The 25705-nt window shown below is 62.8% G+C and carries 24 protein-coding genes and 7 pseudogenes; 20 read left to right on the top strand and 11 right to left on the bottom strand.

The genetic code is table 11. The annotated features are described in order from the left end of the window. Positions 1 to 80 precede the first annotated feature (80 nt). The 8 genes and pseudogenes from AC0L23_RS20935 to AC0L23_RS20900 form a co-directional block, all read left to right on the top strand. Positions 81 to 1370 carry a cytochrome P450 gene (locus tag AC0L23_RS20935; RefSeq protein ID WP_219682274.1) on the top strand — a complete coding sequence of 430 codons (1290 nt, stop codon included), beginning with the start codon at positions 81 to 83 and terminating at the stop codon, positions 1368 to 1370. A gap of 1 nt (position 1371) precedes the next feature. Continuing rightward, positions 1372 to 1679 (top strand): annotated as a pseudogene (locus tag AC0L23_RS20930) (ferredoxin). Then, the gene (locus AC0L23_RS20925; protein WP_310473303.1) at positions 1666 to 2511 is read left to right on the top strand and encodes an SDR family oxidoreductase; all 846 of its coding nucleotides are present in this window, start codon (positions 1666 to 1668) and stop codon (positions 2509 to 2511) included. Before AC0L23_RS20930 ends, AC0L23_RS20925 begins: the two are co-directional and overlap by 14 nt. After that, positions 2511 to 3854, top strand: a complete 1344-nt coding sequence (locus AC0L23_RS20920) for a cytochrome P450 (RefSeq protein WP_219682276.1) — start codon at positions 2511 to 2513, stop codon at positions 3852 to 3854. Before AC0L23_RS20925 ends, AC0L23_RS20920 begins: the two co-directional genes overlap by 1 nt. Positions 3855 to 3960: 106 nt before the next feature. Then, positions 3961 to 4959 (top strand): polyprenyl synthetase family protein, encoded by a 999-nt coding sequence (locus AC0L23_RS20915; RefSeq protein ID WP_473357422.1) that lies wholly within the window; start codon positions 3961 to 3963, stop codon positions 4957 to 4959. A 215-nt stretch (positions 4960 to 5174) separates the two neighbouring features. Continuing rightward, positions 5175 to 6725 (top strand): hypothetical protein, encoded by a 1551-nt coding sequence (locus tag AC0L23_RS20910; RefSeq protein WP_473357380.1) that lies wholly within the window; start codon positions 5175 to 5177, stop codon positions 6723 to 6725. Beyond that, a complete protein-coding gene (locus AC0L23_RS20905) occupies positions 6722 to 7624 on the top strand; it encodes a terpene synthase family protein (RefSeq protein WP_473357379.1) in 903 nt (300 codons plus the stop codon). Before AC0L23_RS20910 ends, AC0L23_RS20905 begins: the two co-directional genes overlap by 4 nt. A gap of 19 nt (positions 7625 to 7643) precedes the next feature. Continuing rightward, positions 7644 to 7874, top strand: a pseudogene (locus AC0L23_RS20900) (type 2 isopentenyl-diphosphate Delta-isomerase); the annotation flags it as partial. Between the two features lie 328 nt (positions 7875 to 8202). On the opposite strand, the pseudogene AC0L23_RS20895 reads toward AC0L23_RS20900, so the two are convergent. Then, positions 8203 to 8490 (bottom strand): annotated as a pseudogene (locus AC0L23_RS20895) (aldehyde dehydrogenase family protein); the annotation flags it as partial. A 434-nt stretch (positions 8491 to 8924) separates the two neighbouring features. Between AC0L23_RS20895 and AC0L23_RS20890 the strand changes: the two are divergent. Continuing rightward, entirely contained in the window at positions 8925 to 9512 is a 588-nt protein-coding gene (locus AC0L23_RS20890; RefSeq protein ID WP_219682280.1) for a GNAT family N-acetyltransferase, read from the top strand. 464 nt (positions 9513 to 9976) lie between these two features. On the opposite strand, the gene sbmA is transcribed toward AC0L23_RS20890, so the two are convergent. Beyond that, a complete protein-coding gene (gene sbmA, locus AC0L23_RS20885; RefSeq protein ID WP_473357378.1) occupies positions 9977 to 11191 on the bottom strand; it encodes a peptide antibiotic transporter SbmA in 1215 nt (404 codons plus the stop codon). Between the two features lie 630 nt (positions 11192 to 11821). Between sbmA and AC0L23_RS20880 the strand changes: the two are divergent. Beyond that, positions 11822 to 12555: pseudogene (locus AC0L23_RS20880) on the top strand (outer membrane protein). A 212-nt stretch (positions 12556 to 12767) separates the two neighbouring features. Beyond that, positions 12768 to 13109, top strand: coding sequence for a transposase DNA-binding-containing protein (locus AC0L23_RS20875; RefSeq protein ID WP_374762392.1), 342 nt, complete (start codon positions 12768 to 12770; stop codon positions 13107 to 13109). Between the two features lie 206 nt (positions 13110 to 13315). Here the strand turns inward: AC0L23_RS20875 and AC0L23_RS20870 are convergent. After that, positions 13316 to 13908 (bottom strand): annotated as a pseudogene (locus AC0L23_RS20870) (IS5 family transposase); the annotation flags it as partial. Between the two features lie 700 nt (positions 13909 to 14608). Between AC0L23_RS20870 and AC0L23_RS20865 the strand changes: the two are divergent. From AC0L23_RS20865 to panC, 3 genes are all read left to right on the top strand, one after another. Beyond that, complete coding sequence (locus tag AC0L23_RS20865) at positions 14609 to 14881, top strand: phosphoribosyl-dephospho-CoA transferase MdcG domain-containing protein (RefSeq protein ID WP_374762394.1); 273 nt, start codon at positions 14609 to 14611, stop codon at positions 14879 to 14881. Between the two features lie 421 nt (positions 14882 to 15302). After that, positions 15303 to 16175, top strand: a complete 873-nt coding sequence (panB, locus tag AC0L23_RS20860; RefSeq protein WP_259219193.1) for a 3-methyl-2-oxobutanoate hydroxymethyltransferase — start codon at positions 15303 to 15305, stop codon at positions 16173 to 16175. 14 nt (positions 16176 to 16189) lie between these two features. Next, entirely contained in the window at positions 16190 to 17041 is an 852-nt protein-coding gene (gene panC, locus AC0L23_RS20855; RefSeq protein WP_473266262.1) for a pantoate--beta-alanine ligase, read from the top strand. 71 nt (positions 17042 to 17112) lie between these two features. Here panC and AC0L23_RS20850 read toward each other — a convergent pair whose 3' ends face one another. Genes AC0L23_RS20850 through AC0L23_RS20835 form a run of 4 tightly spaced genes read right to left on the bottom strand, consistent with a single transcriptional unit; the run spans position 17113 to position 18771 of the window. Beyond that, on the bottom strand, positions 17113 to 17805 hold the full coding sequence (locus AC0L23_RS20850) for a hypothetical protein (RefSeq protein ID WP_473357377.1): 693 nt from the start codon (positions 17803 to 17805) through the stop codon (positions 17113 to 17115). A gap of 29 nt (positions 17806 to 17834) precedes the next feature. Then, the gene (locus AC0L23_RS20845) at positions 17835 to 18179 is read right to left on the bottom strand and encodes a recombinase family protein (protein ID WP_473357421.1); all 345 of its coding nucleotides are present in this window, start codon (positions 18177 to 18179) and stop codon (positions 17835 to 17837) included. Next, the gene (locus tag AC0L23_RS20840) at positions 18176 to 18418 is read right to left on the bottom strand and encodes a hypothetical protein (RefSeq protein WP_473357376.1); all 243 of its coding nucleotides are present in this window, start codon (positions 18416 to 18418) and stop codon (positions 18176 to 18178) included. Before AC0L23_RS20840 ends, AC0L23_RS20845 begins: the two co-directional genes overlap by 4 nt. Positions 18419 to 18426: 8 nt before the next feature. Next, complete coding sequence (locus AC0L23_RS20835; RefSeq protein ID WP_473357375.1) at positions 18427 to 18771, bottom strand: recombinase family protein; 345 nt, start codon at positions 18769 to 18771, stop codon at positions 18427 to 18429. Positions 18772 to 19291: 520 nt separating this feature from the next. Here AC0L23_RS20835 and AC0L23_RS20830 point away from each other — a divergent pair. From AC0L23_RS20830 to AC0L23_RS20815, 4 genes and pseudogenes are all read left to right on the top strand, one after another. Next, positions 19292 to 19594, top strand: a complete 303-nt coding sequence (locus tag AC0L23_RS20830; protein WP_219682286.1) for a hypothetical protein — start codon at positions 19292 to 19294, stop codon at positions 19592 to 19594. Further along, a complete protein-coding gene (locus tag AC0L23_RS20825; protein ID WP_219682287.1) occupies positions 19591 to 20022 on the top strand; it encodes a type II toxin-antitoxin system VapC family toxin in 432 nt (143 codons plus the stop codon). Before AC0L23_RS20830 ends, AC0L23_RS20825 begins: the two co-directional genes overlap by 4 nt. A 5-nt stretch (positions 20023 to 20027) precedes the next feature. Beyond that, positions 20028 to 20750, top strand: a pseudogene (locus AC0L23_RS20820) (DUF7146 domain-containing protein); the annotation flags it as partial. Positions 20751 to 21080: 330 nt separating this feature from the next. Beyond that, entirely contained in the window at positions 21081 to 22010 is a 930-nt protein-coding gene (locus tag AC0L23_RS20815; protein ID WP_473357374.1) for a DUF2493 domain-containing protein, read from the top strand. Positions 22011 to 22136: 126 nt separating this feature from the next. Here the strand turns inward: AC0L23_RS20815 and AC0L23_RS20810 are convergent, their stop codons facing one another. Then, positions 22137 to 22310, bottom strand: coding sequence for a hypothetical protein (locus tag AC0L23_RS20810; RefSeq protein WP_259219199.1), 174 nt, complete (start codon positions 22308 to 22310; stop codon positions 22137 to 22139). Continuing rightward, the gene (locus AC0L23_RS20805; protein ID WP_473357373.1) at positions 22310 to 22816 is read right to left on the bottom strand and encodes an RNA polymerase sigma factor; all 507 of its coding nucleotides are present in this window, start codon (positions 22814 to 22816) and stop codon (positions 22310 to 22312) included. The genes AC0L23_RS20810 and AC0L23_RS20805 overlap by 1 nt, the downstream gene beginning before the upstream one ends. Positions 22817 to 22930: 114 nt before the next feature. On the opposite strand from AC0L23_RS20805, the gene AC0L23_RS20800 reads away from it, so the two are divergent. Beyond that, positions 22931 to 23809, top strand: a complete 879-nt coding sequence (locus tag AC0L23_RS20800; RefSeq protein WP_473357372.1) for a protein-L-isoaspartate O-methyltransferase family protein — start codon at positions 22931 to 22933, stop codon at positions 23807 to 23809. A gap of 111 nt (positions 23810 to 23920) precedes the next feature. Here the strand turns inward: AC0L23_RS20800 and AC0L23_RS20795 are convergent, their stop codons facing one another. Then, on the bottom strand, positions 23921 to 24259 hold the full coding sequence (locus AC0L23_RS20795) for a hypothetical protein (RefSeq protein ID WP_473357371.1): 339 nt from the start codon (positions 24257 to 24259) through the stop codon (positions 23921 to 23923). A gap of 408 nt (positions 24260 to 24667) precedes the next feature. On the opposite strand from AC0L23_RS20795, the pseudogene AC0L23_RS20790 reads away from it, so the two are divergent. Next, positions 24668 to 25105 (top strand): annotated as a pseudogene (locus tag AC0L23_RS20790) (transposase); the annotation flags it as partial. Positions 25106 to 25204: 99 nt separating this feature from the next. Here the strand turns inward: AC0L23_RS20790 and AC0L23_RS20785 are convergent. Next, positions 25205 to 25705, bottom strand: a 501-nt coding sequence (locus AC0L23_RS20785; protein WP_473357370.1) for a TCP-1/cpn60 chaperonin family protein, incomplete at its 5' end; no start/stop codon positions are given.

Here is a 25705-nt window from a genome sequence, read left to right as displayed (position 1 = left end):
TGGGAGTCGCGATCTTCTCCGCAATTTGCCGGCGCGCCTGGCGCGCGCCGTTCAGATCAGCCAGCCAACAACTAAGCAAGATGGACGTGCAAGAAACCACAGCAGCATGCCGGGACGCCTTCGCCGAACTGGCTTCGCCAGCGTGCATCGACGACCCGTATCCGTTCCTGCGATGGTTGCGCGAGCACGATCCGGTGCATCGCGCGGCGTCGGGCCTCTTTCTGTTGAGCCGCCACGCCGACATCTACTGGGCGCTCAAGGCCACGGGGGATGCGTTTCGGGGGCCGGCGCCCGGCGAACTCGCGCGCTATTTCCCGCGTGCGGCGACCAGCCTGTCGCTCAATCTGCTGGCGTCCACGCTGGCGATGAAGGACCCACCGACGCATACGCGTCTGCGCCGGCTGATCTCGCGCGATTTCACCATGCGCCAGATCGACGACCTGCGGCCGAGCATCGCGCGCATCGTCGCAGCGCGCCTGGACGGCATGGCGCCCGCGCTGGAGCGCGGGGAGGCGGTGGACCTGCATCGGGAATTCGCGCTGGCCTTGCCCATGCTAATCTTCGCCGAACTGTTCGGCATGCCCCAAGACGACATGTTCGGGCTCGCCGCCGGCATCGGCGCCATTCTGGAAGGCCTAAGCCCGCACGCCAGCGATCCCCAGCTCGCCGCGGCGGACGCGGCCAGCGCCAGCGTGCAGGCCTACTTCGGCGACCTCATAGAGCGCAAGCGCACCGATCCCCGCCACGACATCGTGTCGATACTGGTCGGCGCACACGAGGACGATGCCGACACGCTGTCGGATGCGGAGTTGATCAGCATGCTGTGGGGCATGCTGCTGGGCGGCTTCGCCACCACTGCCGCGACCATCGACCATGCGGTCCTGGCGATGCTGGCGTATCCCGAACAGCGGCACTGGCTGCAGGGAGACGCCGCGCGGGTGAAGGCATTCGTCGAAGAAGTCCTGCGCTGCGACGCGCCCGCCATGTTCAGCTCCATTCCGCGTATCGCCCAGCGCGACATCGCACTAGGCGGCGTGGTGATCCCGAAGAACGCGGACGTGCGCGTGCTGATCGCGGCCGGCAATCGCGACCCGGACGCCTTCGCCGACCCCGACCGCTTCGATCCCGCGCGGTTCTACGGCACCAGTCCTGGCATGTCGACCGACGGGAAGATCATGCTGAGCTTCGGCCACGGCATCCACTTCTGCCTCGGTGCGCAACTGGCCCGGGTGCAGTTGGCCGAGAGCCTGCCGCGGATCCAGGCGCGCTTCCCCACGCTGGCATTGGCCGAGCAGCCCACCCGGGAGCCCTCCGCGTTCCTTAGGACATTCCGCGCGCTGCCGGTGCGGCTGCATGAGCACGGGGGCTGAGATGCGCGTCGTGGTCGACCAGGATCTGTGCGGAACCACCGGGCAGTGCGTGCTGACGCTGCCGGGCACCTTTCGCCAGCGCGAACCGGACGGCGTGGCGGAAGTGTGCGTGGCGACGGTCCCGCAGGTGCTGCACGCCGCCGTGCGGCTCGCGGCCAGCCAGTGCCCGGTCGCCGCCATTCGGGTCATCGAAAGCGACGCTGGCGATGACGAGCGCGCCAGCGCCGACCCCGCGCCTTCTCCGGTGAGGCCGAGCGGCATGCCGCGAAAGACCAACGCAATCCACGAGGACACGATCGGACGGTTTGAAGGCAAGGTGGCCGTGGTGACCGGCGCCGGCGCCGGCATCGGCAAGGCATGCGCCCTAGCCATCGCGCGCGAAGGCGGCAGAGTGGTGGTGGCCGACATTGATGGCTCGGCGGCCATCGCCTGCACCGCGCAGATCGCGGCCGAAGCGGGCCTGGCGCTGGCGCTGGCGATGGACATCGCCGATGCGCAGGCGGTGGCAGCGCTGTTCGAGACGGCGGAGCGGCACTTCGGTGGGGTCGACCTGCTGGTGAACAACGCGAGCGCCATGCATCTGACCCCGCGCGACCGAGCGATCCTCGACCTGGACCTGGCGGTCTGGGATCAGACCATGGCGACCAATCTGCGCGGTAGCCTGCTCTGCTGCCGGCAGGCCATCCCACGGATGATCGCCCGCGGCGGCGGCGCCATCGTCAACATGTCGTCGTGCCAGGGGCTCAGCGGTGACACCGCGCAGACGTCCTACGCCGCGTCGAAGGCGGCGATGAACATGCTATCGGCCTCGCTCGCCACCCAGTACGGTCATGCGCAGATCCGCTGCAACGCGGTTGCGCCGGGTCTCATCATGACCGAGCGTCTCCTCGCCAAGCTGGACGAGCGCATGCAGCGGCATCTGCGCCGGCACCAGCTCCTGCCGCGCGTCGGCCGTCCCGAGGACGTGGCCGCGCTGGTGGCGTTCCTGCTTTCCGAGGATGCTGCGTTCATCACCGGCCAGGTGGTGTGCATTGACGGCGGCATGCTGGCGCATGTGCCGACGTACGCCGACGGTGGCAACAGCCGCGCCGCGCGGCCTGCCGGCAACACCGCCGAAGCGCCTGCGGCGCCGCGCTGCTGATGGACATGCTGCTCAACCCCCTGGCTCGTCGGCACCGGCGGCGGTACGACATCCCGGTCGTGCCCGGCGCTTTCCCCCTGGTCGGGCATCTTCCCGCCATCGTCTGCGACCTGCCGCGCCTGCTGGGGCGCGCGGAACGGATGCTGGGCAGCCACTTCTGGCTGGATTTCGGCCCTGCCGGACACCTGATGACGTGCGTGGATCCGGATGCGTTCGCACTGCTCCGGCACAAGGACGTGTCCTCGGCGCTGATCGAAGAGATCGCGCCCGAATTACTTGGCGGAACGTTGGTCGCCCAGGACGGCGGCGCGCACCGGCAGGCGCGCGATGCGATCAAGGCGGCGTTCCTGCCCAAAGGGCTGACTCAGGCCGGGATCGGCGACCTGTTCGCGCCCGTCATCTGGGCGCGGGTGCAGGCGTGGCGTGACCGCGGCGACGTAACCATCCTGCGCGAAACCGGCGACCTGATGCTCAAGCTCATCTTCAGCCTCATGGGTATCCCCGCGCAGGACTTGCCGGGATGGCATCGCAAGTACCGGCAACTGCTGCAGTTGATCGTCGCGCCCCCGGTCGACCTGCCCGGACTGCCCTTGCGGCGCGGCCGCGCCGCCCGCGACTGGATCGACGCGCAGTTGCGCCAGTTCGTCCGCGACGCGCGCGCGCATGCCGCGCGCACCGGGTTGATCAACGACATGGTGAGCGCCTTCGATCGCAGCGACGATGCGCTCTCCGATGACGTCCTGGTCGCCAATATCCGCTTGCTGCTGCTTGCCGGTCACGACACCACCGCCTCGACGATGGCCTGGATGGTGATCGAGCTGGCGCGGCAGCCTGTGCTGTGGGACGCCCTGGTCGAGGAGGCGCAACGCGTGGGCGCGGTGCCGACCCGGCACGCGGACCTGGCGCAGTGTCCGGTCGCCGAGGCCCTGTTCCGCGAGACGCTGCGCGTGCATCCGACGACCACGCTCCTGCCGCGTCGGGCGCTGCAGGAATTGCAACTCGGCCAACGGCGCATTCCCGCGGGCACCCATCTGTGCATCCCGCTGCTGCATTTCTCGACCTCGGCGCTGCTGCACGAGACGCCTGATCAGTTCCGCCTGGCGCGGTGGCTGCAACGCACGGAGCCGATCCGGCCGGTGGATATGCTGCAGTTCGGTACCGGCCCACACGTCTGCATCGGTTACCACCTGGTATGGCTCGAACTGGTGCAGTTCTGCATCGCCTTGGCGCTGACCATGCACAAGGCCGGGGTGCGGCCGCGGTTGTTGGGCAGCGCCGAAAAAGGCCGGCGCTATTACCCGACCGCACATCCCTCCATGAAAATCCGCATCGGATTCTCATGAGCTGGCATCGCTTGCGCCCGTATGGCGAGGCAGCGACGCCGGCAACACCGCGGCGGCCCGCCGCTCGCCGTGGCCGTCTCCTGCCAGGTACAAGGACATGAACAGCATGCAGACCGGTCCCACGCTACACGACGACCGAACTGGCGTTTCCGCGCTCGGCGGATTGGGCCCGCAAGCGCGCGGCGCTTCCGGCAGGCTGCGGCCGGACATCTGGATGCACGACGGCGTAAAGCGGGTCGAACAAGCGCTCGCGCGCCTTCTCTGCGCCGAAGACAAGGGTGAGACCGAGCTGATGGCGGCGATGCGCTACGCCACCTTGCATGGCGGGAAGCGCACCCGCGCCTTGCTCTGTTTGGCCGCCGGCGCACTGGCCGACACGCCGGCGCACATGCTCGACGACGTCGGCGCCGCCATCGAGATGATGCACGCCTGTACCCTGGTCCACGACGACCTGCCCGCGATGGACAATGACGTGCTTCGCCGCGGCCTTCCGACCGTGCACGTCAAGTTCGGCGAAGCCACCGCGATCCTGGTCGGCGACGCGCTGCAGGCGCACGCCTTCCTGACCCTGGCGAGCCTGGATGCGCCGGGCGACAATCCTATCACGCTCGTGCGCGAACTGGCGCGGGCGGTGTCCGCCGAGGGTGCCGCTGGCGGGCAGGCCATCGATCTGTCGCTGGTCGGAAAGCACGTCGAGCTGGACAGGATCGTCGCGATGCACCGGATGAAGAGCGGAGCGCTAGTGCGTGCGTCCGTTCGCATGGGCGCGCTATGCGCCATCGCGGAGGATGCCGCGCACGCTGCGCTGTACTGTGCGCTCGATCGCTACAGCGCCTGTTTCGGCCTGGCGTTGCAGGTGGTCGATGACATTCTCGATGCGACAGCGGATACCACAGCGCTGGGCAAGACCCCCGGCAAGGACGCGGCGGCGCAGAAGCCGACCTGCGCGTCGATCATGGGGCTGCAGGCTGCGCGCCAGTTCGCGCTCGATCTGTTGCGCGACGCCGGAGAGGCCATCGTCCCGCTGGGGCCGCGTGCGGAACGGTTGGAGCAGATGCTGCAGCGAGCCAACGCGCACCTGTTCAAGCACGCGCCATGCGCATGAGCGCGCCCGTGCGCATGGAGTCGCCCCTGTGCCGCTGCGATCGGCCGGCGGTAGCGGTGCATGCTGCACCGTGTCCGAGTCCGCGGCGCCGATGGCAGCGGTTGCCCTGCACGGCCGCGGCGCGCTGCGGCCAAGCCTATGCGGCGGACCTGCGACGACGTGCGCGGCGTCTGCCCGATCCTGGTTCTCGTCAACCGTCTGAAGAAAGATCCCGCGTGAACGCGCAGTCCGAACAGATCCTTTCCGAATTGCGCCACCTGCTGGGCGAGATGAGCGATGGCGGCAGCGTCGGTCCGTCCGTCTACGACACGGCGCGAGCTCTGCAATTCCACGGCAACGTCACCGGTCGGCAGGACGCCTACGCGTGGCTCATCTCGCAGCAACAGGCCGATGGCGGATGGGGAAGCGCGGACTTCCCGCTGTTCCGCCATGCGCCCACGTGGGCGGCGTTGCTGGCATTGCAGCGTGCCGATCCTCTTCCCGGCGCTGCCGACGCAGTCCAGGCTGCAACCCGGTTCCTCGAACGCCAGCCCGATCCCTACGCGCATGCGGTGCCGGAAGACGCGCCGATCGGCGCGGAGCTGATCCTGCCGCAATTTTGCTGCGAGGCCGCATCCTTGCTGGGCGGCGTGGCGTTCCCGCGCCACCCGGCGCTGTTGCCGTTGCGGCAAGCGTGCCTGGCCAAGCTGGCGGCGGTAGCGACGTTGCCGAGCGGCCATCCGTTGCTGCACTCCTGGGAAGCCTGGGGGACCTCGCTGACTACCGCATGCCCGGACGACGACGGCAGCATCGGCATCAGTCCGGCGGCCACCGCCGCCTGGCGTGCGCACGCCGTGACACAGGGGAGCACGACGCAGGTCGGGCGCGCCGACGCGTATCTGCAGGCAGCATCGCGGGCGACGCGCAGCGGCATCGAAGGCGTCGTTCCCAACGTCTGGCCGATCAATGTGTTCGAGCCATGCTGGTCGCTGTACACCCTGCATTTGGCCGGGCTGTTCGCGCATCCCGCGCTCGCCCAGGCGGTGCGCGTGATCGTCTTGCAGCTCGACGCCCGCCTGGGCGTGCGCGGTCTCGGCCCGGCGTTGCATTTCGCGGCCGATGCGGACGACACCGCCATCGCGTTGTGCGTCCTGCGCCTGGCAGACCGCGAGCCGGCGGTCGATGCCTTGCGCCATTTCGAAACCGGCGAGCTGTTCGTCACCTTTCCCGGCGAGCGCAATGCCTCGGTGTCGACCAACATTCATGCCCTGCATGCATTGCGATTGTTGGGAAAGCCCGCCGCCGGCGCCAGCGCCTATGTCGAGGCCAATCGCAACCCGCACGGTGTATGGGACAACGAAAAATGGCACGTTTCGTGGCTGTATCCCACCGCGCACGCGGTCGCTGCGCTGGCGCAAGGCAACACCGAATGGCGCGACGAGCGCGCGCTGGCGGCGCTACTGCAGGCGCAGCGCGACGACGGCGGCTGGGGCGCTGGTCGCGCGTCCACATTCGAGGAAACCGCCTATGCGCTGTTCGCGTTGCATGTGATGGACGGGAGCGAAGAGCCGACAGGGCGCCGGCGCATCGCGCAGGCGGTGGCGCATGCGCTGGAGTGGATGCTCGCCCGCCATGCGGCGCATGCATTGCCGCAGACGCCGCTGTGGATCGGGAAGGAACTGTATTGCCCCACGCGGGTCGTGCGTGTGGCCGAACTTGCCGGGTTGTGGCTGGCGCTTCATTGGGGGCGGCGCGCCCTGGCCGAGAGAGCAGGAGCGGCGCCATGATCCTGACCGAACGCGCGCTGCAGCAGGTGCTGGAGTGGGGGCATTCCCTGAACGGGTTCGCCGACGAGCATGCCATGGAAGCGGTCAGGGGCGGCCACTACATCCTGCAGCGCATCCATCCGAGCCTGCTCGACACCAGCGCCCGCACCGGCCGCGATCCGCAAGACGAAACGCTGATCGTGGCGTTCTATCGCGAACTGGCGCTGCTGTTCTGGCTCGACGATTGCAACGACGTTGGCCTGATCGCGCCGGAGCAGCTCGCCGCTGTGGAGCAGGCGCTGGGGCAGGGCGTGCCGTGCGTGCTCCCCGGATTCGACGGCTGCGCTGTGCTGCGCACCTCGCTGGCCGCACTCGCCTACGATCGTCGCGACTATGCTCAGCTTCTCGACCATACCCGGCGCTACTGCGCGGCGCTGCGCGCCGGACACGTGCGGGCGGCAGGGGCGGAACGCTGGTCCTACGCCGAGTACCTGCACAACGGCATCGATTCGATCGCCTACGCGAATGTGTTCTGTTGCCTGTCTTTGCTGTGGGGGCTGGACATGGAGACCTTGCGCGCGCGTCCGGCGTTTCGCCGGGTCCTGCGGCTCATCTCCGCGATAGGGCGTCTGCAGAACGATCTGCATGGACGCGACAAGGACAGCTCGGCCGGCGAGGCCGACAACGCGGCGATCCTGCTGCTGCAGCGCTACCCGGCTATGCCTGTGGTGGAGTTCCTCAAGGACGAGCTGGCCGGCCATACGCGCATGTTGCACCACCTGATGGCGGAAGAATGCTTTCCCGCGCCGTGGGGAGCGTTGATCGAGGCCATGGCGGCCATCCGCGCGCAGTACTACCAGACCTCGACCAGCCGCTACCGCAGCGACGCCGCGGGGGCAGGCCAGCGTGCGCCGGGCTGAACTTGCGGGACGCGGCGGCGTGCGCCCGCTGCTGTCGCTCCGATCCGACGCAACGCCGTCGCCCGACGGAGCGAGCGTGAGCGACACCGCCCTGAGCCGGTGCAAGGACGACTATCTGGACATCGTGCTGGATCGGCGAACGGCGCCGGCCACGCTCGCCGGCGGTTGGAAGTATATCGGTTTCGAACACTGCGCATTGCCCGACTTTGACCTGGCGCACATCGAGCGCTGCGCCTGGCTGCTGGCAAGATTATGCGCGACGCGGACTCTATAGCGGTCACCGAGAAAGCCGGTACCAAACCTTCCAGCGTCATGCCGACGAAGGTCGCGGAGATGAAGACCGCATTCTGGGCTAGGGTCGAAAAGCTCGTCTTCAGCATCAGGCTCAGCACGGTATTGGCAATGTAGATGTCGAAACCGTCGAAAAGCGTTCCTATGCCGATCAGCAGTATGATGCGGCGATAGAACGGCCCGACCGGCAGTCGAGCAAGACGAGTGCCTGCGTTCACGGGTGTCGACATTGACGCTCTCCATTGATGCGGCCCGCCTTCTTCGAACGTCTGCCGCTTGTCGTTCTGTTAGTTCAGCCGCTTCTGGTTGGCCGTGTCGCGATACCAGTCGAACGGCTGCTCGTGCGTGGCGATCATCACGCTCTTGGTCTCGAGGTGGTCGTCGAAGGTCTGGGTGCCACATTCGCGGCCGGTGGCGGCGAGGCCGCCCCAGGGCGAGGCGGGGTCGAGCCGGTGATGATCGTTGACCCAGACGACGCCGGCCGACGGAGGCGGCAACTCGATCCGCGCGGGCGACGTCACGGGTGCGATCGCTGCGGCAAGGCTGAAGGGGAACTCGTTGGCAATCCTTGGGGCAGACAATCCCAAGCACCTACCTCGGTTGGCAGGTTCCAAATTAGACTGCGGTGCTTAGACTCGTCGAGCGAATGCAACTCGCAACGTTTGGCGAAACAAGATCACCTTGTAACACTAATCGTCCTTCTCGCTTCCTTCGGAAGGCCGCCAGGCTTGTCGACGCCGATAAAATGAGCCCTTCCTTTCGGAAAGGGCAGGAGCCAGATGACGCTCTCATGGCGAAAAGCACAAGTCCTCGGCAGGCCCAAGGGTCAGGGGCTCGCAGCGAGAACCTTCGTCCGAAGCCGCCGTCGAAGGCGGCCTTCTGAGGCGGGATGAGAGCCGGAGGCGGAAACTAAAGGGGATGAATGTTCGGGGCACATCCATTCCGCTCACGTCCAAGGTATCGGTCCTGTGCTCCAACCTTCAACCCTGCGATCGAAAAGCGGTGCATCATGACAAGAGAGCCGGGCGTCACCTCGGCGAACGCAAGTATTCGGGCAAGAATCGTCTGGACGATTGTCCTTGGCTTTGCCGCCGATCCTTTGATGCGTTGGAGTTGGCCGGACCCTGGGCAATATCTTGGCAGCATGACTCAGTTCATCAAGGCCTGTGGCGGACGAGCATTCGAGCATGGCACAGCATACGTCACGGGAGAGACTCGCGCGGCGGCCCTGTGGCTGCCTCCGGGCGTGCAGCAGGATGAGGATGCGCTGGACGCAATCATGGCGCTGTCCCTGCGCCCTGAAATCACCGAACATATGGCACACCTGCGCCAGGGAATGGCCGAACATCATCCCTCCGAGCCACATTGGTATTTGCCCCTGATCGCTGTCGATCCGAACTGGGCCGGACAAGGGCTTGGCACATTGCTGATGAAGTACGCTCTTCAACGCTGTGATGAGCAGGGCCTCGCTGCCTACCTCGAAAGTTCGAATCCTGAAAACATTCCGTTTTACCAACGCCACGGGTTCAAGATTATTGGAGAGATACAGCACGGTTGCTCACCGCCACTTACGCCCATGTTGCGAAAGACGCGGTGAACGGAATTCGGAGACGCTTCGCATGCTGCGGCTCCCGAAGCGTCCTTGGAGACGAACTGAGGCGCATTGCCTCATCCGGATTGTTACTGGACAACTTCTCGCCGGTGATTGGGTGGCTGCCATCGAATTTGTCCGGTGGCGTCTATGGTGGGAAAGATCAGCATGGGCGCGCGGCGGCAGGTGGTGTCGGCCGAGAGGGATCGTTGCCGGTCGGCCACCCGGGCGGAAAAGAGGCGCATCTCGATGCGGCATGCGCGACGACCGGCTGGCATCGCAAGTATGCGGTGCGTGCAATTCGGGCACGCGCAACAGTTGGACCGAGGCCGGTCGAGGCACCGCGAGAGCACAAGCGTGGATGTGGCGCTACGATCAAGGACGCGATGACCGCAGTGTGGGGGCGTCGGATCGGGTGTGCGGCAAGCGGCTCAAGGGCCGGGTTTCGTCAACTCCTGCAGCTACGCCAATCATGAGGCTGGCTCCCTTTGTGTCTCGATCGAGGGCAGTGGCCCACCGTGGATCTTTGCCTCAAAACTCCGCAGCCGCTGATAGATCGAGATCAGTTCGACAATCGTGCTCCAGGAGTTGACGAGATACTGAAACGAGGTTCGTACTTGCGTGAACGCGTTGAGGATCTGGTTCATCGCGCCGAGGGTGATCCTGCCCGCGATGATTGTGGGCGCAAGCAGCAGATAAGGAAAGATGACGTCAGTCTGCAGATAGACGATCCGGCCGATATTGAAGTACATGAAGTTCAGATAGAGCCGGAAGTAATTCCTGCGAATGTCGCTAAACAGCACGCTCAATGTCGGCGCATTGGCACGCGCCGCATCCTCCTCGCCGAGCACGAGCTCCTTGCGATAGGCCGCTTCGACCCGCTGGTTGAAAAATTCAATTCCGGGCAGGCGGATGCCGATAAGCGCGAGAACGCCGGTGCCCAGGATCGACCAGATCACCGCGGCGAACACCAGCGGATAGGCAATCGAGCCGAACAGAGGCAGCTCCGTGACGTTGCTGGACAGCCTCACCAGAACCGGCAGGAAGGCCAACAGTGTCAGCACCGCGCTGATGAGATTGACGCCTAGACCTTCCATGGTGCTGGCGAAGCGCATGGTGTCTTCCTGGATGCGCTGGGAGGCGCCTTCGATCGTGCGCAGCCGTGGCCAGTTGGCGACATAAAAATCGTTCATCGCTGTGCGCCAGCGGAAGATGTAGTGGCTGACGAAGAATCGCGTCATCACGCCGACCACGACGGCCACGAGCGCGATACCGGCAAAGGTCGACAATTCGTTGTAGAACTGCTCAACCGTGACCGGCGCCGATTTCGAAAGCGCAGCCTGGACCAGGTCGTAGAACGGTCCATACCAGCTGTTGATCGCGACTGAGACCTGGACCTGAAAGTAAGAGGTGAACAGGATCAGCGCCGAACCAAGAATGGACCACGTCGCCCAGGGATGCGGGGCAAATAACATCCATGCCGCCGCGAACACCGTAACGGCCAGCGCAAAATAGAGATCAAACCACAGCGCCGAGGCCGACCAGAACGTCGCAAGCCCGACCGGCTTCTCCGGGGCTTGAAAGAGATTGCCGGCAAATACATACCAAAACGCCATCGCCAACGCCGTCCAAAGAATTGACGACGCAAAGAACAACTTTGGTCGAGGGAAGAATGAAACGAACATGCTCGCTGTCCTTTATCGACTCAGAACTTCAGCTCAGAAGATGAACACACCGCGGCCGCTGGCCACCACCGGTCGGCAAGCGTTATCGGCGATCTCGGCATTGGCGGTGTGGTAGGAAGCCTCGGGTGGAGAACGGCTCGCTCAACCAATAAGGGGCCGCATCCTTCATCCGCCGAGGGCGGAGGTTGTGTTTCGCATGCTCGGTCGACCGCGGGACACAACGGCATCTGCGACGAACGGGTCAGCACCTGCAGGACATTGATTCAATCGAATAGTCATCTGATCTCTCGGAGCCGGTGGGTGCAACGCGAGCATGGTCGTAACGGGGTCTTTAGTGGCGGCACGGGACAAGAGCAAGAGTTTTGCAAACCGCTTCACTCTTCTCACTTGCGGTGTGGCTTGCGACGATCTGACTTGCGTGCGCTTACTCCGCTGAAATCAGCGGCCGCTATCTATGCTCGCACGCGAAGGTGGATTGCGACGCTGTTGGAGATGATCTGCACCGCAACCTGACGCAGCGTTCGGTTCACGCATTTCTTTCAGCGCAAATGTTGCGATGCAGTTACAGCAATTCGCGCGGACGTTGTTGAGACGCATGAGGCTCGGGGCACTGAAGAGATGAGAGTAGAAATGAAGTACTTGTTGCTTGCGACTGTGAGCATTGTGGGGCTTGGCGCGTTGGTGCCCGCATTCGGCTCGGATCTGGCTGCGCAGCCCGCCAAGCCTCTCTACACCAATGCTCCGCGGCCTGTCGCGGCTGCAATCTACGACTGGAGCGGCTACAACGTCGGTATGAACGGCGGCTTTGGTTCAAGCTCGAATCGCTGGGATTCCGATGGTGGCAAGCCTGAGGGCTGCCATGATGCCACCAGCGGAAGCGTGGGCGGGCAGATCGGCTATCGATGGCAGACGGGCCCGATCGTGCTTCGTGTTGAAGGCCAGGGGAACTGGGCTCATTGACTGGTTGGAATCCCAGCGTTGCTTTTTTGGATATCAACCAGACCAAGATTGATGCGTTCGGCCTGGTAACGGGGCAGATCGGTTATGCCTTCGACAACGTACTGCTTTACGCCAAAGGCGGCGCCGCGGTGACGAGCAATACGTTTCGGGTCATCTGGACGACGGGCGAGTTAGGTGGAGAAAGCAAGCACGTTCTTTGGGGCGGCGCGTTGGCAGCCGGTTTCGAGTACGGCTTCGCACCCAATTGGTCGATTGGATTCGAGTACGCACACCTGTTCATGCGGCCAACCATGGTGGGCTTCACCGAGCCCGCTGGTGGGGTCGACCGCATCCGCCAGGATCTCGATCTTATGACGGCAGGGCTCAACTATAAGTTTGGCGGCCCGATTCTTCTCAAATACTGATCTATCGTTCAAAAGGTGGATCGAAGGCCTTGGCCTATGGGCCGGGGCCTATTTTGGTGCGCCAGGCAGGCGCGGAGCGCCGCGACTGGCGCGGTTGACCGGCTTTCAATTACCCATAACTTTCTCCGCTTGAGCTGATCCGCTGATCAGCAAAACCTTGAAGAATCAATTGTGATTCCTTGCTGAGCACCTGATGCGCGAGGGGGGGCTCTATGGGGCTCACATTGAGGGATCGATCGGCAAAAGGCCGTTTGCGATTTTTAGGCGGTGAATGTTGGATTGATCGCGAGACTAGTGGATGCCAGTTTAGGGACGCGCGGCTCGGCGACAGATTCCGCTGCTCACGCAGATTGGAAGCGCCATCGGAGAAAGTATTCCGCTCGTCTGCCAATTGGGCGAATACCAAGGCAGCTTATCACTTCTTCTCTAATGACCGGGTCAGCGAAGCGGACATTCTGGCGGGCCACTTTCAATCGGCGCGTGAGCGCACGATTGCCGCCGGCGGTCCGGTTCTAGTGCTCCATGATACGACCGAGTTCAGCTATCAAAGATAGAACTCCGACCGATCGGAATCACGAAGAGCATAAACAGCGGCCGGGGACAAGGCGGGCTGCCTGAGGTCGCACGCGGTTTGCGGCATCCTGATGCACTCGAGCCTGGCGGTGACGACTGAAGGGCTCCGCTTGGGCTGGCCGCCGTCAAATTCCGGACCCAGAAGAAATTCAAGGGCCGCCGCGCTCAAGAAGACTAGGATCCAGGTTCAATTGAGCCAATATCCGACGAGAGCGGCAAGATGCGCAGCGGCCAAGAAATTCCGGCCGAGCTTGTCGCACCGCGGGGCGATGCGCCGCAAGTCCTTGAGCCTGCAAAAGCAGTGTTCGAGACGTTTCGGCCTTTGTAGGCGCATTTGTTGAAGCGCTGGATGGCAACACGGTCAGATTTTTTAGGGATTACGGGTTTTCGCGCCGCGATGAATGATTTCGCCGCGAAGCTTGTCGCCGTCATACACTTTGTCGGCGAAAAGCGCACTGATAGGTGGCGCGAGCGCCAGGACTTCGGGAGCCGCTGCGATATCGGCACCCTGGCCTGCCGTCAGATGCAGGACGACCGGCTGGCAAAGGGATCGCTCAGCGTATGGAGTTTCGTCGTGCGGCCTGCGCGCGAGCGGCCGGTTGCTTGATTGTGCTCAACCCCCTTTTCCGCCGGAGGCACACCGGTGAGCTTTAATCGAGGTCGAATCGAGCGACAGCACAACCCCATCTTTGCCAGGCTTGGCCAGCGCTTCGAAGATTGCGCAACATCGTCCTCGCTTGGCCCAGCGATGAAGCGATTGTAGATCGTCGTGTAAGGGCCATTGCTGTGGAAGGAAAATTGAAAACAGCAAGTGTGAATATGGTTGGCTGCGGTCAACCGATCGGCGGAGCGGTGAGGAGGCGGTTTGATCGGCCGCCGGTTGATCGGGCCGTTGCTTTTTGCTGCAACATGGTTAGGGTTGGTGGGGCATAGTATGTTGCAAGCTCCAGTCCGCACTGAAGGAAATTCAGCATCCATCGAACGTTCGAATACGCCAAGCACGACACTGCACGGCCCTGTGAAATATCCGCAACGTGCCGCTAAGTCCCGATCTATCTCAGTATAGGCAAGAGCCTCAAAATGTTCGACGACTGACCTTGACCGGCCATGCGAACAGCGCCGGCCACGCAGCTGTGTCGGTTCTTGCACAATCGATGTCATCGCTTGCGCGCCGCAGCCGACCTGCAGCACCAGACCATGATCCAGGCGGCGACAAATGCAAAAAATCACAAGCCAGAAGACGTCTCCGCGTGCATTAGTCGCGGGTGCCATGCAGATCGCACGTCTACTACAACATCCGGTAGATGCCAGCGCTGACGAAAGGGTGGCGTTTTTGTGCGGTAACCCACGCGCGCTCGTGGTGCGCCATGACGCAGTGAGCCGGTCGGTTCAATTTAACGACAAGCTCATTGCGTTCGCGAAGCATTGGGGCTTCCGTCCTCGCGCCCGCGCTGCGTATCGGGCGCGCACGTAAAGCAAGATGGAGAATGGCCTCGGCTACGTGAAGAAGAACGCGATCGCGGGTCATTCATTTGCGGGTTGGTCGGACCTCGACCTGCTTTGCAGGGTGGCGGCAACCAAGCAGGCCAGCACCCTGCGCTCTGACATCGCCGTCATCGCTCGCGAAGCGCTGATGCGGCTCGACCAAGAGATCATCTGTGGCGCGGGCAGCGTGCAATGGCGTGAGCCAACAACCGCGGAAACGGACGAACTCCTGGAGAAGCGTCAAGGCGGTGTCGACAGCATGACGTGAGTCCGCGGGACCACTGACCCGGACCCCGACTGACCACAGCTTCACCTTTCCGCCACTGGAAGAGCATGAGCTAATCGCAGCGCTTCGGCACGACTACATCAGGGCACCCTGCGTCGTCCGGTGCGCTCTCATCTGGAATGGCTCCGACCGCCCCAGCGCGCCCTGAGGCGCGGCGTGACTCGAGCTGCTTCCACATGACAATTTGAATTTTGGAAGTTCTTGCTTGGTGGTTGCGCGACCATTGGAATGTTTGTGCACTCGGTCGCGACCTTGGAGACATATGTTTCTTTCTTCCTTTCACGGTTGACAGTTTTCTCTTGTCCTCCATACGAAAGCATGGTCCCCAGGATGCGCGTAATACTCAGCCGCGTCGCTCGCAACATCGGATTACCGTTCGCCTAGTTGATGGAACGTATCAAAAATGAGCCACGCTTCGGAAGTGTCAGTTGAGCGGGTCACAATTCCAATCTTGCAGCGGTGGAAGCAGGAGCGGCGGCGTGTCACCATGACCACCGCCTATGATGCGGTTACGGCAGGCATCGCCGACCCAATCGTCGACATCATTCTTGTGGGCGACAGTGTTGGCAATGTCTGTCTCGGATTCGACAACACGTTGCCGGTCAGCATGGCAATGATGAACCATCATCTGGAGGCTGTTGCACGCACAAGGCCCCGTGCCCTGCTCGTGGCCGATCTGCCGTTTCTTAGCTTTCACCTTGGTCCGGAGGAGACGATACGCAACGCTGGAGGGTTCCTGCAGCGAGGCGCAGATGCCGTGAAACTCGAGGGCGGGGCCAAACGCGTGGAAATGGTGCGTGCCTTGGTCGATTGCGAAATTCCTGTCATGGGCCATCTCGGCCTCACCCCGCAAAGCGTCAATGTCATGGGCGGATTCAAGGTGCAGGGCCGGAACGCCGATGACGCTTTACGGCTGCTCGATGACGCTCACCGTCTGCAGGAGGCCGGATGCTTCGCGTTGGTGCTTGAAGGCATTCCGGCCGAGCTAGCCCAGCGAGCGACCGCATCGCTATCGATACCAACCATCGGAATCGGCGCGGGTCCCGACTGCTCGGGCCAAGTGCTCGTATTCCATGACGTGCTGGGGCTAACCATAGGTCATCGGCCCAAATTCGTTCGCGCCTATGCAGATGGTTTTCAGATGTTACAAGAGGCGCTCTCGCGCTGGGCTGCCGATGTCCGCACCGGTGCGTTCCCGGCGCCGCAGGAGTGCTATCGGCTTCCTGAAAGCCTGAGTCACATTATCGCAACCTGGGCTCCTCCCAACCCAACCTGATGTAAGGTGCAACGATGCAGACGATTACCACGGTCGCTGAGCTTCGTCGTGAGCTCGGGGCGGCTTGCAGCGCGGGCAAACGCGTCGGGTTAGTGCCTACAATGGGGTATTTGCACGATGGCCATCTGGCCCTGGTCGAGGCGAGCCGAGCGCAATGCGATGTCACCGTCGTTAGCATTTTCGTCAATCCGACTCAGTTCGGACCAAACGAGGATCTCAGCAGCTATCCTCGCGATTTCGTGCGCGATGAAAAATTGTGCCGCGATGCCGGTGTTGCGATTGTGTTCGCGCCGGGTGCACAGGAGGTCTATCCGGCTCAATTCGAGACCTTCGTCGAGCCGGGCGAACTGGCGAAACCACTCTGCGGGGCTTTCAGGCCTGGGCATTTTCGGGGCGTGGCGACCGTCGTGTGCAAGCTGTTCAACATGGTGCATCCGGCCGTCGTGTTTTTCGGGCAAAAGGATTTTCAGCAATGCGCGGTCGTGCGTCGCATGGCGACAGATCTCAATCTTCCCATCAAGATCGTCACAGTGCCAACCGTTCGGGAACCGGACGGGCTCGCGATGAGCAGCCGCAATCGGTATCTCAGCAAGGAAGAACGTGGGCGAGCCGTTGCCATCAGTCGTGGACTGTTCGCCGCGGCGGAAGAATTCCGCGCAGGAGTGCGCGAGGTGGAGAAGCTGATTGCGATCGCCGAGCGGCAACTTGAGACAGTTGATCGGCTGCAATATCTTGAACTTGTCGACGGTGATACGCTCAAGCGCGCCGAGAGTCCCCTGCGGTTTCCGGCGGCGCTCTGTGTCGCAGCCTACGTTGGTTCGACCCGACTGATTGACAACGTCCTACTGGGACCACCAACTCCGTAGCGCAATTCAGAACCAAATCGATAAACTATCTTCTCGTTATAATCCACGGATCGGCCGACCGATTCACCTTTTCAGGCCGTGGGCCCAACCCAGCGATTTGAGACGGTGCAGGTCCCCGCAACCACTGATGCTTGCGATAGCAAGCCATCCAGAGCCCCGGCCTCCGAAAAGAAGTCGGGGTTTTTCTTGCCCGCCGCAAAGCGCAGGATCGCGGCCAGATCTCCGCGCAATATGATCGCCAGCTCTTCGCCATTGGGGACGAGCGTCACCTGATCGACCAACGTGCGGCAAACCTCCGCTGCTTCGGCTCTCTCGCCTTCACTTTGCAGGCTCTCGTACAGGGCGGCCACGCGTTGATGGTAGATCTCCGCCATATTCGGATGGAGGAGGGGCGGCGGCTCCTCCGCGTTCGCAAGGAGGTCGACCAACTCGGCCTTGCGCGCTTCCAGAGCACCAATCTTGTCCTTCAACTTTGCCCCCGGTACACCCTCAAGGATAGCTTGTACCCCCTTATCCAACTCGCGGTCAGTCCGCTCGAGCTCGCGCCTTTGCGCCTCGATATCGGCTCCGCGCTCGATCCTCAGCCGATTAACCTCCCGGGTAATCTCTTGGCAGAATTCCTTAAACAATTCGGGTTCCATGAGATGCGTGCGGAGGCCGCTCAATACGGACGCCTCCAGCGCGTCGCGCCGGATGTTCAAGCGGTTATTGCACGTTCCCTTGTTGCGCGCCGTTGCGCAGCCGAGCAGGTCCTTCGAAATCATCGTGTACCCGCCGGCGCAGCATCCGCACTTCACGAGGCCGGCGAAGAGGTATTGGGCCGGCGGCGATCATTGAGCCTGTTCTCGCCGGGTGCTGACTGCTCGTAGGCGAGCGTCTGCTGACGCGCCTTGACCGCATTTTCCCGATCGACAATGCGCAGCTCGGGGACTTCTTGGATCACCCATTCGGATTCGGGGTTCAGCCGAGAAACGCGCCTTGCGGTATCCGGGTCTTTGAGATAGCGAAGCCGATTCCACACGAGGCGGCCGACATAGAGCTCGTTGTTGAGGATGCCAACGCCGCGCTTTGGGTTGCCGTGAATGGTCGATGGTCCCCATTCAGCGCCCTGTGGTCCGGGCACACCGTCGCGGTTCAGCTCGAAAGCGATTGTTCGCGAGGACTTGCCGGCCGGTAGTCTGCGAAGATACGCCGAACGACAGCCGCTTCGGCTCCGTTGATTGAGCGGTCACCTCGGAGCAGCTCTCCATTTGCGGCGAACTGTTTGACGACATCATAACCGAAGCAGAGTCCGCCGCCGGACTTTCCGCCCTCGACGCGACCGCGCAAGCCTCGTCGCGTCTTGTCGGCCAAGTCCTTCAAGAACAGGGCGTTCATCGTGCCCTTCAGTCCGACGTGGAGATGCGTGACGTCTCCTTCCGAGAGGGTGACAATCCGTACCCCGGCGAAGGCCATGCGCTTAAGAGCCCAGCAATATCTTGCTGATCGCGGCTGAGGCGGTCCATCGCCTCTGCAAGCACAACCGCAAACTTTCCGCGCATAGCGTCACTGATCAGTTCCTGGATACCAGGGCGAAGCAGCGATGCGCCGGAGATCGCTCGATCCGTGTAGCTGTCGGCCACTGTCCAACCTTGCTTCTCAGCGTGGAGGCGGCAGAGCCGCAACTGATCTTCAATCGATTCGTCGCGCTGATTGTCGGACGAGTAGCGGGCGTAAAGTGCGATCTTCATGACGCCTCCTTAGTACGGGAGACGGTCATGCTTCCGGCTGTTGGTTTCGGCTCGAACGAAATCCCGCGCGGCTTGCCGGGCGAGCAATCGCACCAGATTGAGAAGGCGAGGATCAGGGTTGGACGCGACGGATGCAACCGTGGTTCCGGGCGCCGCATCGACGACCACGCGAAGCTTTTCGGCTGTCGTTCCTCTCGCTCGCGCCACCGCCGCGTCCTCGCCATTGCCCGGAGATCGCGAGTTACACTTCCAAGACAAGGAAAAACTTCTCGTAATATCAGTGTGTTGCATCGTAGTCGCGCGCTGATCCGAGATGAGAAGCGTAGCAAATCGGGCTGGCGCAAAGCCGAGCGTACAGCAAACATTTCCGTGATGGCGTGTCCAAACCGCCCATTTCCTTGATCGCGACGTGACGCACATCTCCGCCCTCTTTTTATCTGTGCCGCGCTCGGGATTACCAGAGCCGCGGCCTTGCAGCGAGCCGAAGATTCGGCTATATATCCAGATATGGAGGTGATCAGTGAGCAAGAGCGCACAGAAAAGGGCGATCGAAAATTACCGATCCCGGCTGACGAAGCGTGGCATTGTGCGGTTCGAACTCCAAGCCCTCGAGACCGATCGCGACCTCATCAGAGTGCTTGCGCGTAAGCTGAGCGAGGAAGGGCCAGAAGCTGGTAATCTCCGACGCACGGTTCAACAGGCCGTTTCTGGCGAGCCCCCCAAGCCCGGAGGCATCTTGAACGCATTGCGTCGCTCACCACTTGTCGGCGCCGATCTCGACCTGACGCGCCCGCGCCAAGAAGGGCGCCAGGTCGATCTGTGACTCGCTATCTTCTCGACACCAACATCATCAGTAACGCCGTCAAGCCGCAGCCGTCAGAGCCGCTAATGGCTTGGATGGCAGCACAGCGAGATGAGGATCTGTTCATCGCATCACTTACGATCGCGGAAGTCCGGCGCGGCATCCTGGAGAAGCCGAGCGGTAAAAAGCGCGCAGCGCTTGATGCCTGGTTCTCTGGTCCGGAGGGGCCTCGAGCTTTGTTCGCGGATCGCATCCTGCCGTTCGACGAGAATGCGGCCCTCATCTGGGCGGAATTGATGGCGGAAGGAAGAGCCGTCGGCCGGCCACGCAGCGGGCTCGATATGATCGTCGCTGCCGTCGCCAGCGCGAACGATTGCAGCGTGGTGACAGACAACGAGAAAGACTTTGCCGGCGTCCAGATCATCAATCCGATGCGTGGACCGGCGTGATGCAACGAAAGACTACGGCTTCCGCTTACGGCGCTTTCTCGATCGCCGCGATAATGCGATGTGCCGGACCGCCCAACACGAATGATGCGGGGGAAGCGTATCTCCGCAATCGCGGCATTACGTCTTTGGACGAAACCGGAAGTCTGCGTTTTCACCCGCGGTGCTACTACAGGCCCGACGACCACAGTCCGACCGAGACCTGGCCGGCGATGATCGCCGCCGTCACCGATCTCTCCGGCCACCTGACCGGCGCGCACCGCACCTGGCTTGACCCCGACGGCTTCAGAGAGAAAACGCTCGGCAAGGCGCGGATCGACACCCCGAAACGGGCGATGGGCGACCTGCTTGGTCACGCCGTTCGATTTGGCGTAGCTGATGAAGTCATAGCAGCCGGCGAGGGCATCGAGACGATGCTGTCGCTCCGCAGCATCCTGCCGACGATGCCGATGGTCGCAGCCCTCTCGGCGGCGCATCTCTCCGCCATCCTTCTCCCGGACACGCTCCACCGGCTCTACATCGCCCGCGACGACGATCCTGCTGGTGACGGCGCCATGGCGACCTTGATCGACCGGGCGCAGGGGGCCGGGATCGAGGCGATCGTGATCTCGCCACGGCTTGGCGACTTCAACGAGGATCTTCGCCTGCTCGGATTTGACGCCCTTCGGGCCACGAGCCGCGTGCAGATCGCGGCGCAGGACGTCGCACGCTTTATGGAGCTGGCGGCATAGCCGGAACGAGGGACGAGGGGCGATGCGCCGCTTCGTTATACCACGAGGCCGTTGGTCCTGCTTCCCCTCGGCCGCGGAGAGGACCGCACCCACGGACTTCTGAGAGGGCGATCGGGCGGCAAGCGGTCCGGACCGGCAACCTCGTGGGCCGACTATTTTCCGTCGGCGGCAGAGCCGCCTTTACATCGCGAGGCAAAATAGTCGGCTCCCTTCGGTCCTCCGCCAAGGCTGCGGCCCTCCGCTGCGCTGCGGGTGCAAGTCCGTTCCGCCTGCTGCTTTCGTCGCCATGAAGGCCGCGAGGGGCGGTCGATCCGACGAGGGAAAGCCGCGATGACTACCGACCACGACAACGATTTCGAGCCGCACCAAAGCTCATCCCCGACCGATCAGGTCCTCCAGGAACTCCAGCTCTATGGCTACGGTCCCTTCCACGATGAGCCCGATCCCCGGAAGCTCCCTGAAGGGCGAGTCTTCGCCGGCAGCATCGCCGATATCTTCGATGCCCTGGTGGTGACGCTGTCCGATACCCGTCTTGAGCCGGACCTCGAAGACCTGCTCTGGTCGACGGCGAACGTCTTCCATCGTGCCGTCGACAGGATCGAGCGCGAGCTCGACGACAACGAGCTGGCGCAGCAGCGCTCGCAGCGGGAGCAGGACGGCAGCGAGATCAAATCCGTCGAGCTGGAGCGATTGACGGCGGAAGGGCAGACGCTGATCGAGCGACGCAACGCCTTCGAACTGATGCGCGACCAGGCCGCCGACGAGTTCGAACGCCACACCCATTCCGCCTGGCGGCCGCGCAACGGGTCGAAGGTCAACCACCGCAATCTGACCTCGGCGATGATCGACAGCCGCGATTTCCTCGCCGCGAAGAAGCGCGCCGACAACCAGGTGCTTCTGCCTGCAGGACCGAAGGTGGCGCTGACCGGTGGACTTGACTTCAATGATCACCGGTTGATCTGGGCTAAACTAGACCAGGTGCATGCCAAGCATGCGGACATGGTGCTGCTGCACGGCGGATCGCCCAAGGGCGCCGAGCTGATCACCGCCAAGTGGGCCGACAATCGCAAGGTTTCGCAGATCGCCTTCAGGCCCGACTGGACGAAGCATGCCAAGGGCGCTCCGTTCAAACGCAACGATGCGATGCTGGAGACCCTACCCATCGGCGTGTTGCACTTCCCCGGCACTGGTATTCAAGACAATCTCGCCGATAAGGCCAAGAAGCTCGGAATCCCGGTCTGGAAATTCGGCGGCGCGTGAGCGATGCCGCATCTTCCCTCCGGCTCGCTCAATGCCGCTGATTGTGCAACGAGCCGCGGCCCGCGCGCATCGGCCGTCGCTTGGCATCAGTCTCGCTCAGATCACAATTTCGATTAAGGCTCCCACTCACGTCCCGTGCGCGGCCTTGATCACTTCTCTGACCACGCGGGCGGTGTTGGCGATTGTCCATCCTTGCAGAGCGGAGGTCTGCCGTACCTCCTCATCGGTCGCTGCGAGGACTTCCTTGCTCAATGAGTCGAGCAGGCGGGCCAAATCGAGAGCAGGGTGCCAGCGTGTCATCACTTGCTCCAGTTCTGTTGATGGCGCAGCAAGGGGCGTCGCATCCGCCGTCGCGTCGTGTCGTAGTCGAGCTCGGACATATCGTAGACCCTGCAAATCTCCCTGACCGCCAGGCCGTCAGCCATGCCCGCGATGATCTTCAGCGCTAGCGGATCGGCTTCGAACAGCCGATAGACGTTGGCCAGCGTCTGTGCGGCGGCAAGGACCCGCTCAGGATCGGGCACCTCATCGGCTTCCTCACAGGACCAGCTTCGCTGGTCCGGATCATCGCGGCTCACAAGTAGCCTTTGCTCGAGCCGCGCACGCCGCCAATGGTCGTTGCAGATGCTGCGCATGACGCCCGACAGGAACGCCAGGATGGGGACGTCGGGCGGCCAGGGGCGCGAGCCGTCGAGGGCGCGTGCAATCGCTTCGTGGAGGATGTCGCTCCAGCCGAGTCCTCCCGGCAAGTCGCGGCTCCACAGCCGCGCCAGAGCTTCTAGTCGCACGAGGTCGACGTCGGACATTGCATCGATGGCGGACGCGACATCAGCCGCGTGGGCACCCCGGTCATCAGCTTTGGGAGCTATCGTCAATGTTTCCATGGTCACACGATATATGCGCTTCACCGAGCCCAGTGCATGGACGACACGTTGGCAGCGGCGCGCCGCTGGTATGCAGAAGACCTGCGATACAAAGTCCCGGTCCAGCGCAACCCCCATGTGATCGAGGCATTTGCGTCTGTTCCTCGCGAGCAATTCGTGGGCCTTGGGCCGTGGCGCATCATCTCGGACCCGTACAGCGACGCATTCCTGACCCCCGATACCGACCCGCGCTGGGTCTATCATGACGTTCTCGTGACGATCGACGCGAGCCGCAATCTCAACAATGGGATGCCCAGCTTCTGGGCGCGCAACTTGGAGCATCTCGACATCGCGCGGGGCGAACGCGTGCTCCAGGTCGGCGCCGGGACCGGGTACTATTCCGCGGTACTGGCCGAGATTGTCGGCTCCACTGGTCGCGTGACGGCGGTTGAAACCGACCCAATGCTGCCCTCGCAGGCCCGGGCGAACCTCGCGACCTGGCCGCACGTCGATGTCATCTCGGGCGATGGCCGGACGGTGGACGTCGGCGAACTCGATGTGGTCATCGCATTCGCCGGATCCACCCACCCATCCCGGCGCTGGCTCGATCGCCTTGCCGAAGGCGGCCGGCTTATGATGCCGCTGACCGATGAATCCTGGAGGGGCTTTCTTCTCCATGTGGTCCGGCGTCGAAACCAGTTCGAGGCCTCTTCGATTGGTGCCGTGTCTGTTTATCCTTGCATGGGTGGACGCGACGAGAATGCTGGAAAACGTCTGCATGCCGCGCTCGAAGGCCTGCCGCCTGGCAAGGTTCCGATTCGCGCGCTGCACGTCGGTGATCCCGGCTCCGACGATGCAGAAAAGGTCTGGTTTCAAGGAGCCGGATTTTGGCTGGAACGCGAGCCCGTCGATGCGAATGCCGGCGCTCCGAATTGATCGGAAAGGGTTTTGATAGTGTGAGACACTCTCACGCTGGAGCGCATCAGTTGTTTGCCACCCGATCCAACTCTCTGAAACAGGTCGTCCGTTCAGACAAGCCGCCGGTGTCTATTTGTGATTCGTCCCATCGAAACGGATGTATCCTAATTGCCGTTCTAGGGCGGCCAACGCTAGGCGGGCGAACTCTAATTTCGCAGTCGCCTCCACCAGGGCGTTTCGCGCTTCGTCAGACCGCGCAACGACTGTCGCGCCGGTCTCGAATAGGCTGTCCTTGAGATTCGGCGCCGCTTCGCCTCGCATGGCATGACGCAAATCGACGAGCGTGCGCGTCAGTGCTCGATGCGCGTCGGAATCCTCTCGTTCCAGATGTTCCACCCGTGTGAGGGCCCCGCGATATTGTCGCATCGCAGCGACGACTTTGCTTTCGAGATCGGTGTTACCGCTCATCCGCCCTTCTCCTCGCGAATGTTTGATAAATTTGTGCAAGCCTGAAACGAGCAAAAATTAGGCGGCTCGTAGGCCGTGAGAGGGACAAGATGAAGTCAATTGGCTTGAAAATTAGGCCACGTACTCATCTGTGGACGCCCCGCGAGATGCAAGCGATTTTTGAAGAAGATCGGCACGTAGTCGGATGCTGCCATCTGTCCGGCCTCTGATGGTGCAGCGATGAAGCTGCGGGCCCGTATGGGAGTTCGCGGACCGAAACCAAATCATAAACGCGTGCTCTGGGCACGATGAGTACACCTGGTTCTTCCGGCCCCGTCTCGCCGACTGTTGCGCCATACCCTCCTTCGACCGACTACATCTCTGACGACCTCAGGCCCCCCAAGATCAAGCCTTGGCTGAGACCGGAGCCGAGCTCATTTTGCTGAATTCGGTATCGGGCAAGGCCGGCAAAGAGTGGATGGTCTGGTGGACTTGCTGAACGATGAGGAGCTGACGCTACCGACCCATGCCCGCATCGCAGTGACTGTTCTTGTGAACCAACTGAAGGAATTGGACCGGCAGGCCGAGGCCATCGAGCGTGAGCTGGCTGACATTCAGAGAGTAAATCCGATGGCGAAGTTGCTGTCCTCGATTCCCGGCATCGGTCCCATAACGGCCACGGCCCTCGCCGCGACCGTGCCGGACCCGACCATGTTCCGCTCCGGGCGAGAGTTCGCGGCTTGGCTGGGCCTGGCGCCTAACTTGACCTCCACCGGCGGGAAAGACCGGCTCGGCCGCATAACGAAGCAAGGCGATTCCTATCTCCGGCACTTGCTTGTCATCGGGGCACGCAACGTCGTTCGGTATGGTCTGTTTATACTGGCAGAGTAACGAACTTGAAAAAGCGCAAGCAAAAAAAGACCCCGGCATTTTTCTGCCGGGGATTTCACTTCAGACAAAGTTGGATCAGAAGTCCATGCCGCCCATGCCGCCGCCCGGAGGCATTGGGGGCGCGCCGGTGTTCTTCTTCGGCAGCTCGGCGACCATGGCCTCGGTAGTGATCAGCAGCGCCGCCACGGAGGCAGCGTTCTGGATCGCGGTGCGCACGACCTTGGTCGGGTCGATAATGCCCTTGGTGACCAGGTTGCCATACTCGCCCGTCTGCGAGTCGAAGCCATAGGCGTACTGCTCCTTCTCCAGGATCTTGCCAACGATGACGGAACCGTCTTCACCGGCGTTGATCGCGATCTGGCGGGCGGGAGCCGACAGTGCCTTGCGCACGATCTCGACGCCGGTCTTTTGATCGTCGTTCTTGGTGCGCAGCCCCCTGAGCTGCTCGGAAGCACGGAGCAGGGCGACGCCGCCGCCCGGGACGATACCCTCTTCCACAGCCGCGCGGGTCGCATGCATCGCGTCATCAACGCGATCCTTGCGCTCCTTCACCTCGACCTCGGTCGCGCCGCCGAC

It is taken from the genome of Bradyrhizobium sp. MI1.4 (assembly GCF_055811315.1).
The sequence above is the reverse complement of the archived record's forward strand: the minus strand, read 5'-3'. Positions and strand labels throughout refer to the sequence as shown.

Excerpts from the sequence above, each read along its gene's own strand:
- panC (WP_473266262.1), top strand. The coding sequence starts at position 16,190 with ATGCAGACGATTACCACGGTCGCTGAGCTTCGTCGTGAGCTCGGGGCG.
- AC0L23_RS20835 (WP_473357375.1), bottom strand. The coding sequence starts at position 18,771 with ATGAAGATCGCACTTTACGCCCGCTACTCGTCCGACAATCAGCGCGAC.
- AC0L23_RS20850 (WP_473357377.1), bottom strand. The coding sequence starts at position 17,805 with ATGATTTCGAAGGACCTGCTCGGCTGCGCAACGGCGCGCAACAAGGGA.
- AC0L23_RS20840 (WP_473357376.1), bottom strand. The coding sequence starts at position 18,418 with ATGAACGCCCTGTTCTTGAAGGACTTGGCCGACAAGACGCGACGAGGC.
- AC0L23_RS20810 (WP_259219199.1), bottom strand. The coding sequence starts at position 22,310 with ATGACACGCTGGCACCCTGCTCTCGATTTGGCCCGCCTGCTCGACTCA.
- AC0L23_RS20915 (WP_473357422.1), top strand. The coding sequence starts at position 3,961 with ATGCAGACCGGTCCCACGCTACACGACGACCGAACTGGCGTTTCCGCG.
- AC0L23_RS20795 (WP_473357371.1), bottom strand. The coding sequence starts at position 24,259 with ATGAGCGGTAACACCGATCTCGAAAGCAAAGTCGTCGCTGCGATGCGA.
- AC0L23_RS20805 (WP_473357373.1), bottom strand. The coding sequence starts at position 22,816 with ATGTCCGACGTCGACCTCGTGCGACTAGAAGCTCTGGCGCGGCTGTGG.
- AC0L23_RS20815 (WP_473357374.1), top strand. The coding sequence starts at position 21,081 with ATGACTACCGACCACGACAACGATTTCGAGCCGCACCAAAGCTCATCC.
- sbmA (WP_473357378.1), bottom strand. The coding sequence starts at position 11,191 with ATGTTCGTTTCATTCTTCCCTCGACCAAAGTTGTTCTTTGCGTCGTCA.
- AC0L23_RS20890 (WP_219682280.1), top strand. The coding sequence starts at position 8,925 with ATGACAAGAGAGCCGGGCGTCACCTCGGCGAACGCAAGTATTCGGGCA.
- AC0L23_RS20935 (WP_219682274.1), top strand. The coding sequence starts at position 81 with ATGGACGTGCAAGAAACCACAGCAGCATGCCGGGACGCCTTCGCCGAA.
- AC0L23_RS20875 (WP_374762392.1), top strand. The coding sequence starts at position 12,768 with ATGGGGCTCACATTGAGGGATCGATCGGCAAAAGGCCGTTTGCGATTT.
- AC0L23_RS20920 (WP_219682276.1), top strand. The coding sequence starts at position 2,511 with ATGGACATGCTGCTCAACCCCCTGGCTCGTCGGCACCGGCGGCGGTAC.
- AC0L23_RS20865 (WP_374762394.1), top strand. The coding sequence starts at position 14,609 with ATGGAGAATGGCCTCGGCTACGTGAAGAAGAACGCGATCGCGGGTCAT.
- AC0L23_RS20800 (WP_473357372.1), top strand. The coding sequence starts at position 22,931 with ATGGACGACACGTTGGCAGCGGCGCGCCGCTGGTATGCAGAAGACCTG.
- AC0L23_RS20905 (WP_473357379.1), top strand. The coding sequence starts at position 6,722 with ATGATCCTGACCGAACGCGCGCTGCAGCAGGTGCTGGAGTGGGGGCAT.
- panB (WP_259219193.1), top strand. The coding sequence starts at position 15,303 with ATGAGCCACGCTTCGGAAGTGTCAGTTGAGCGGGTCACAATTCCAATC.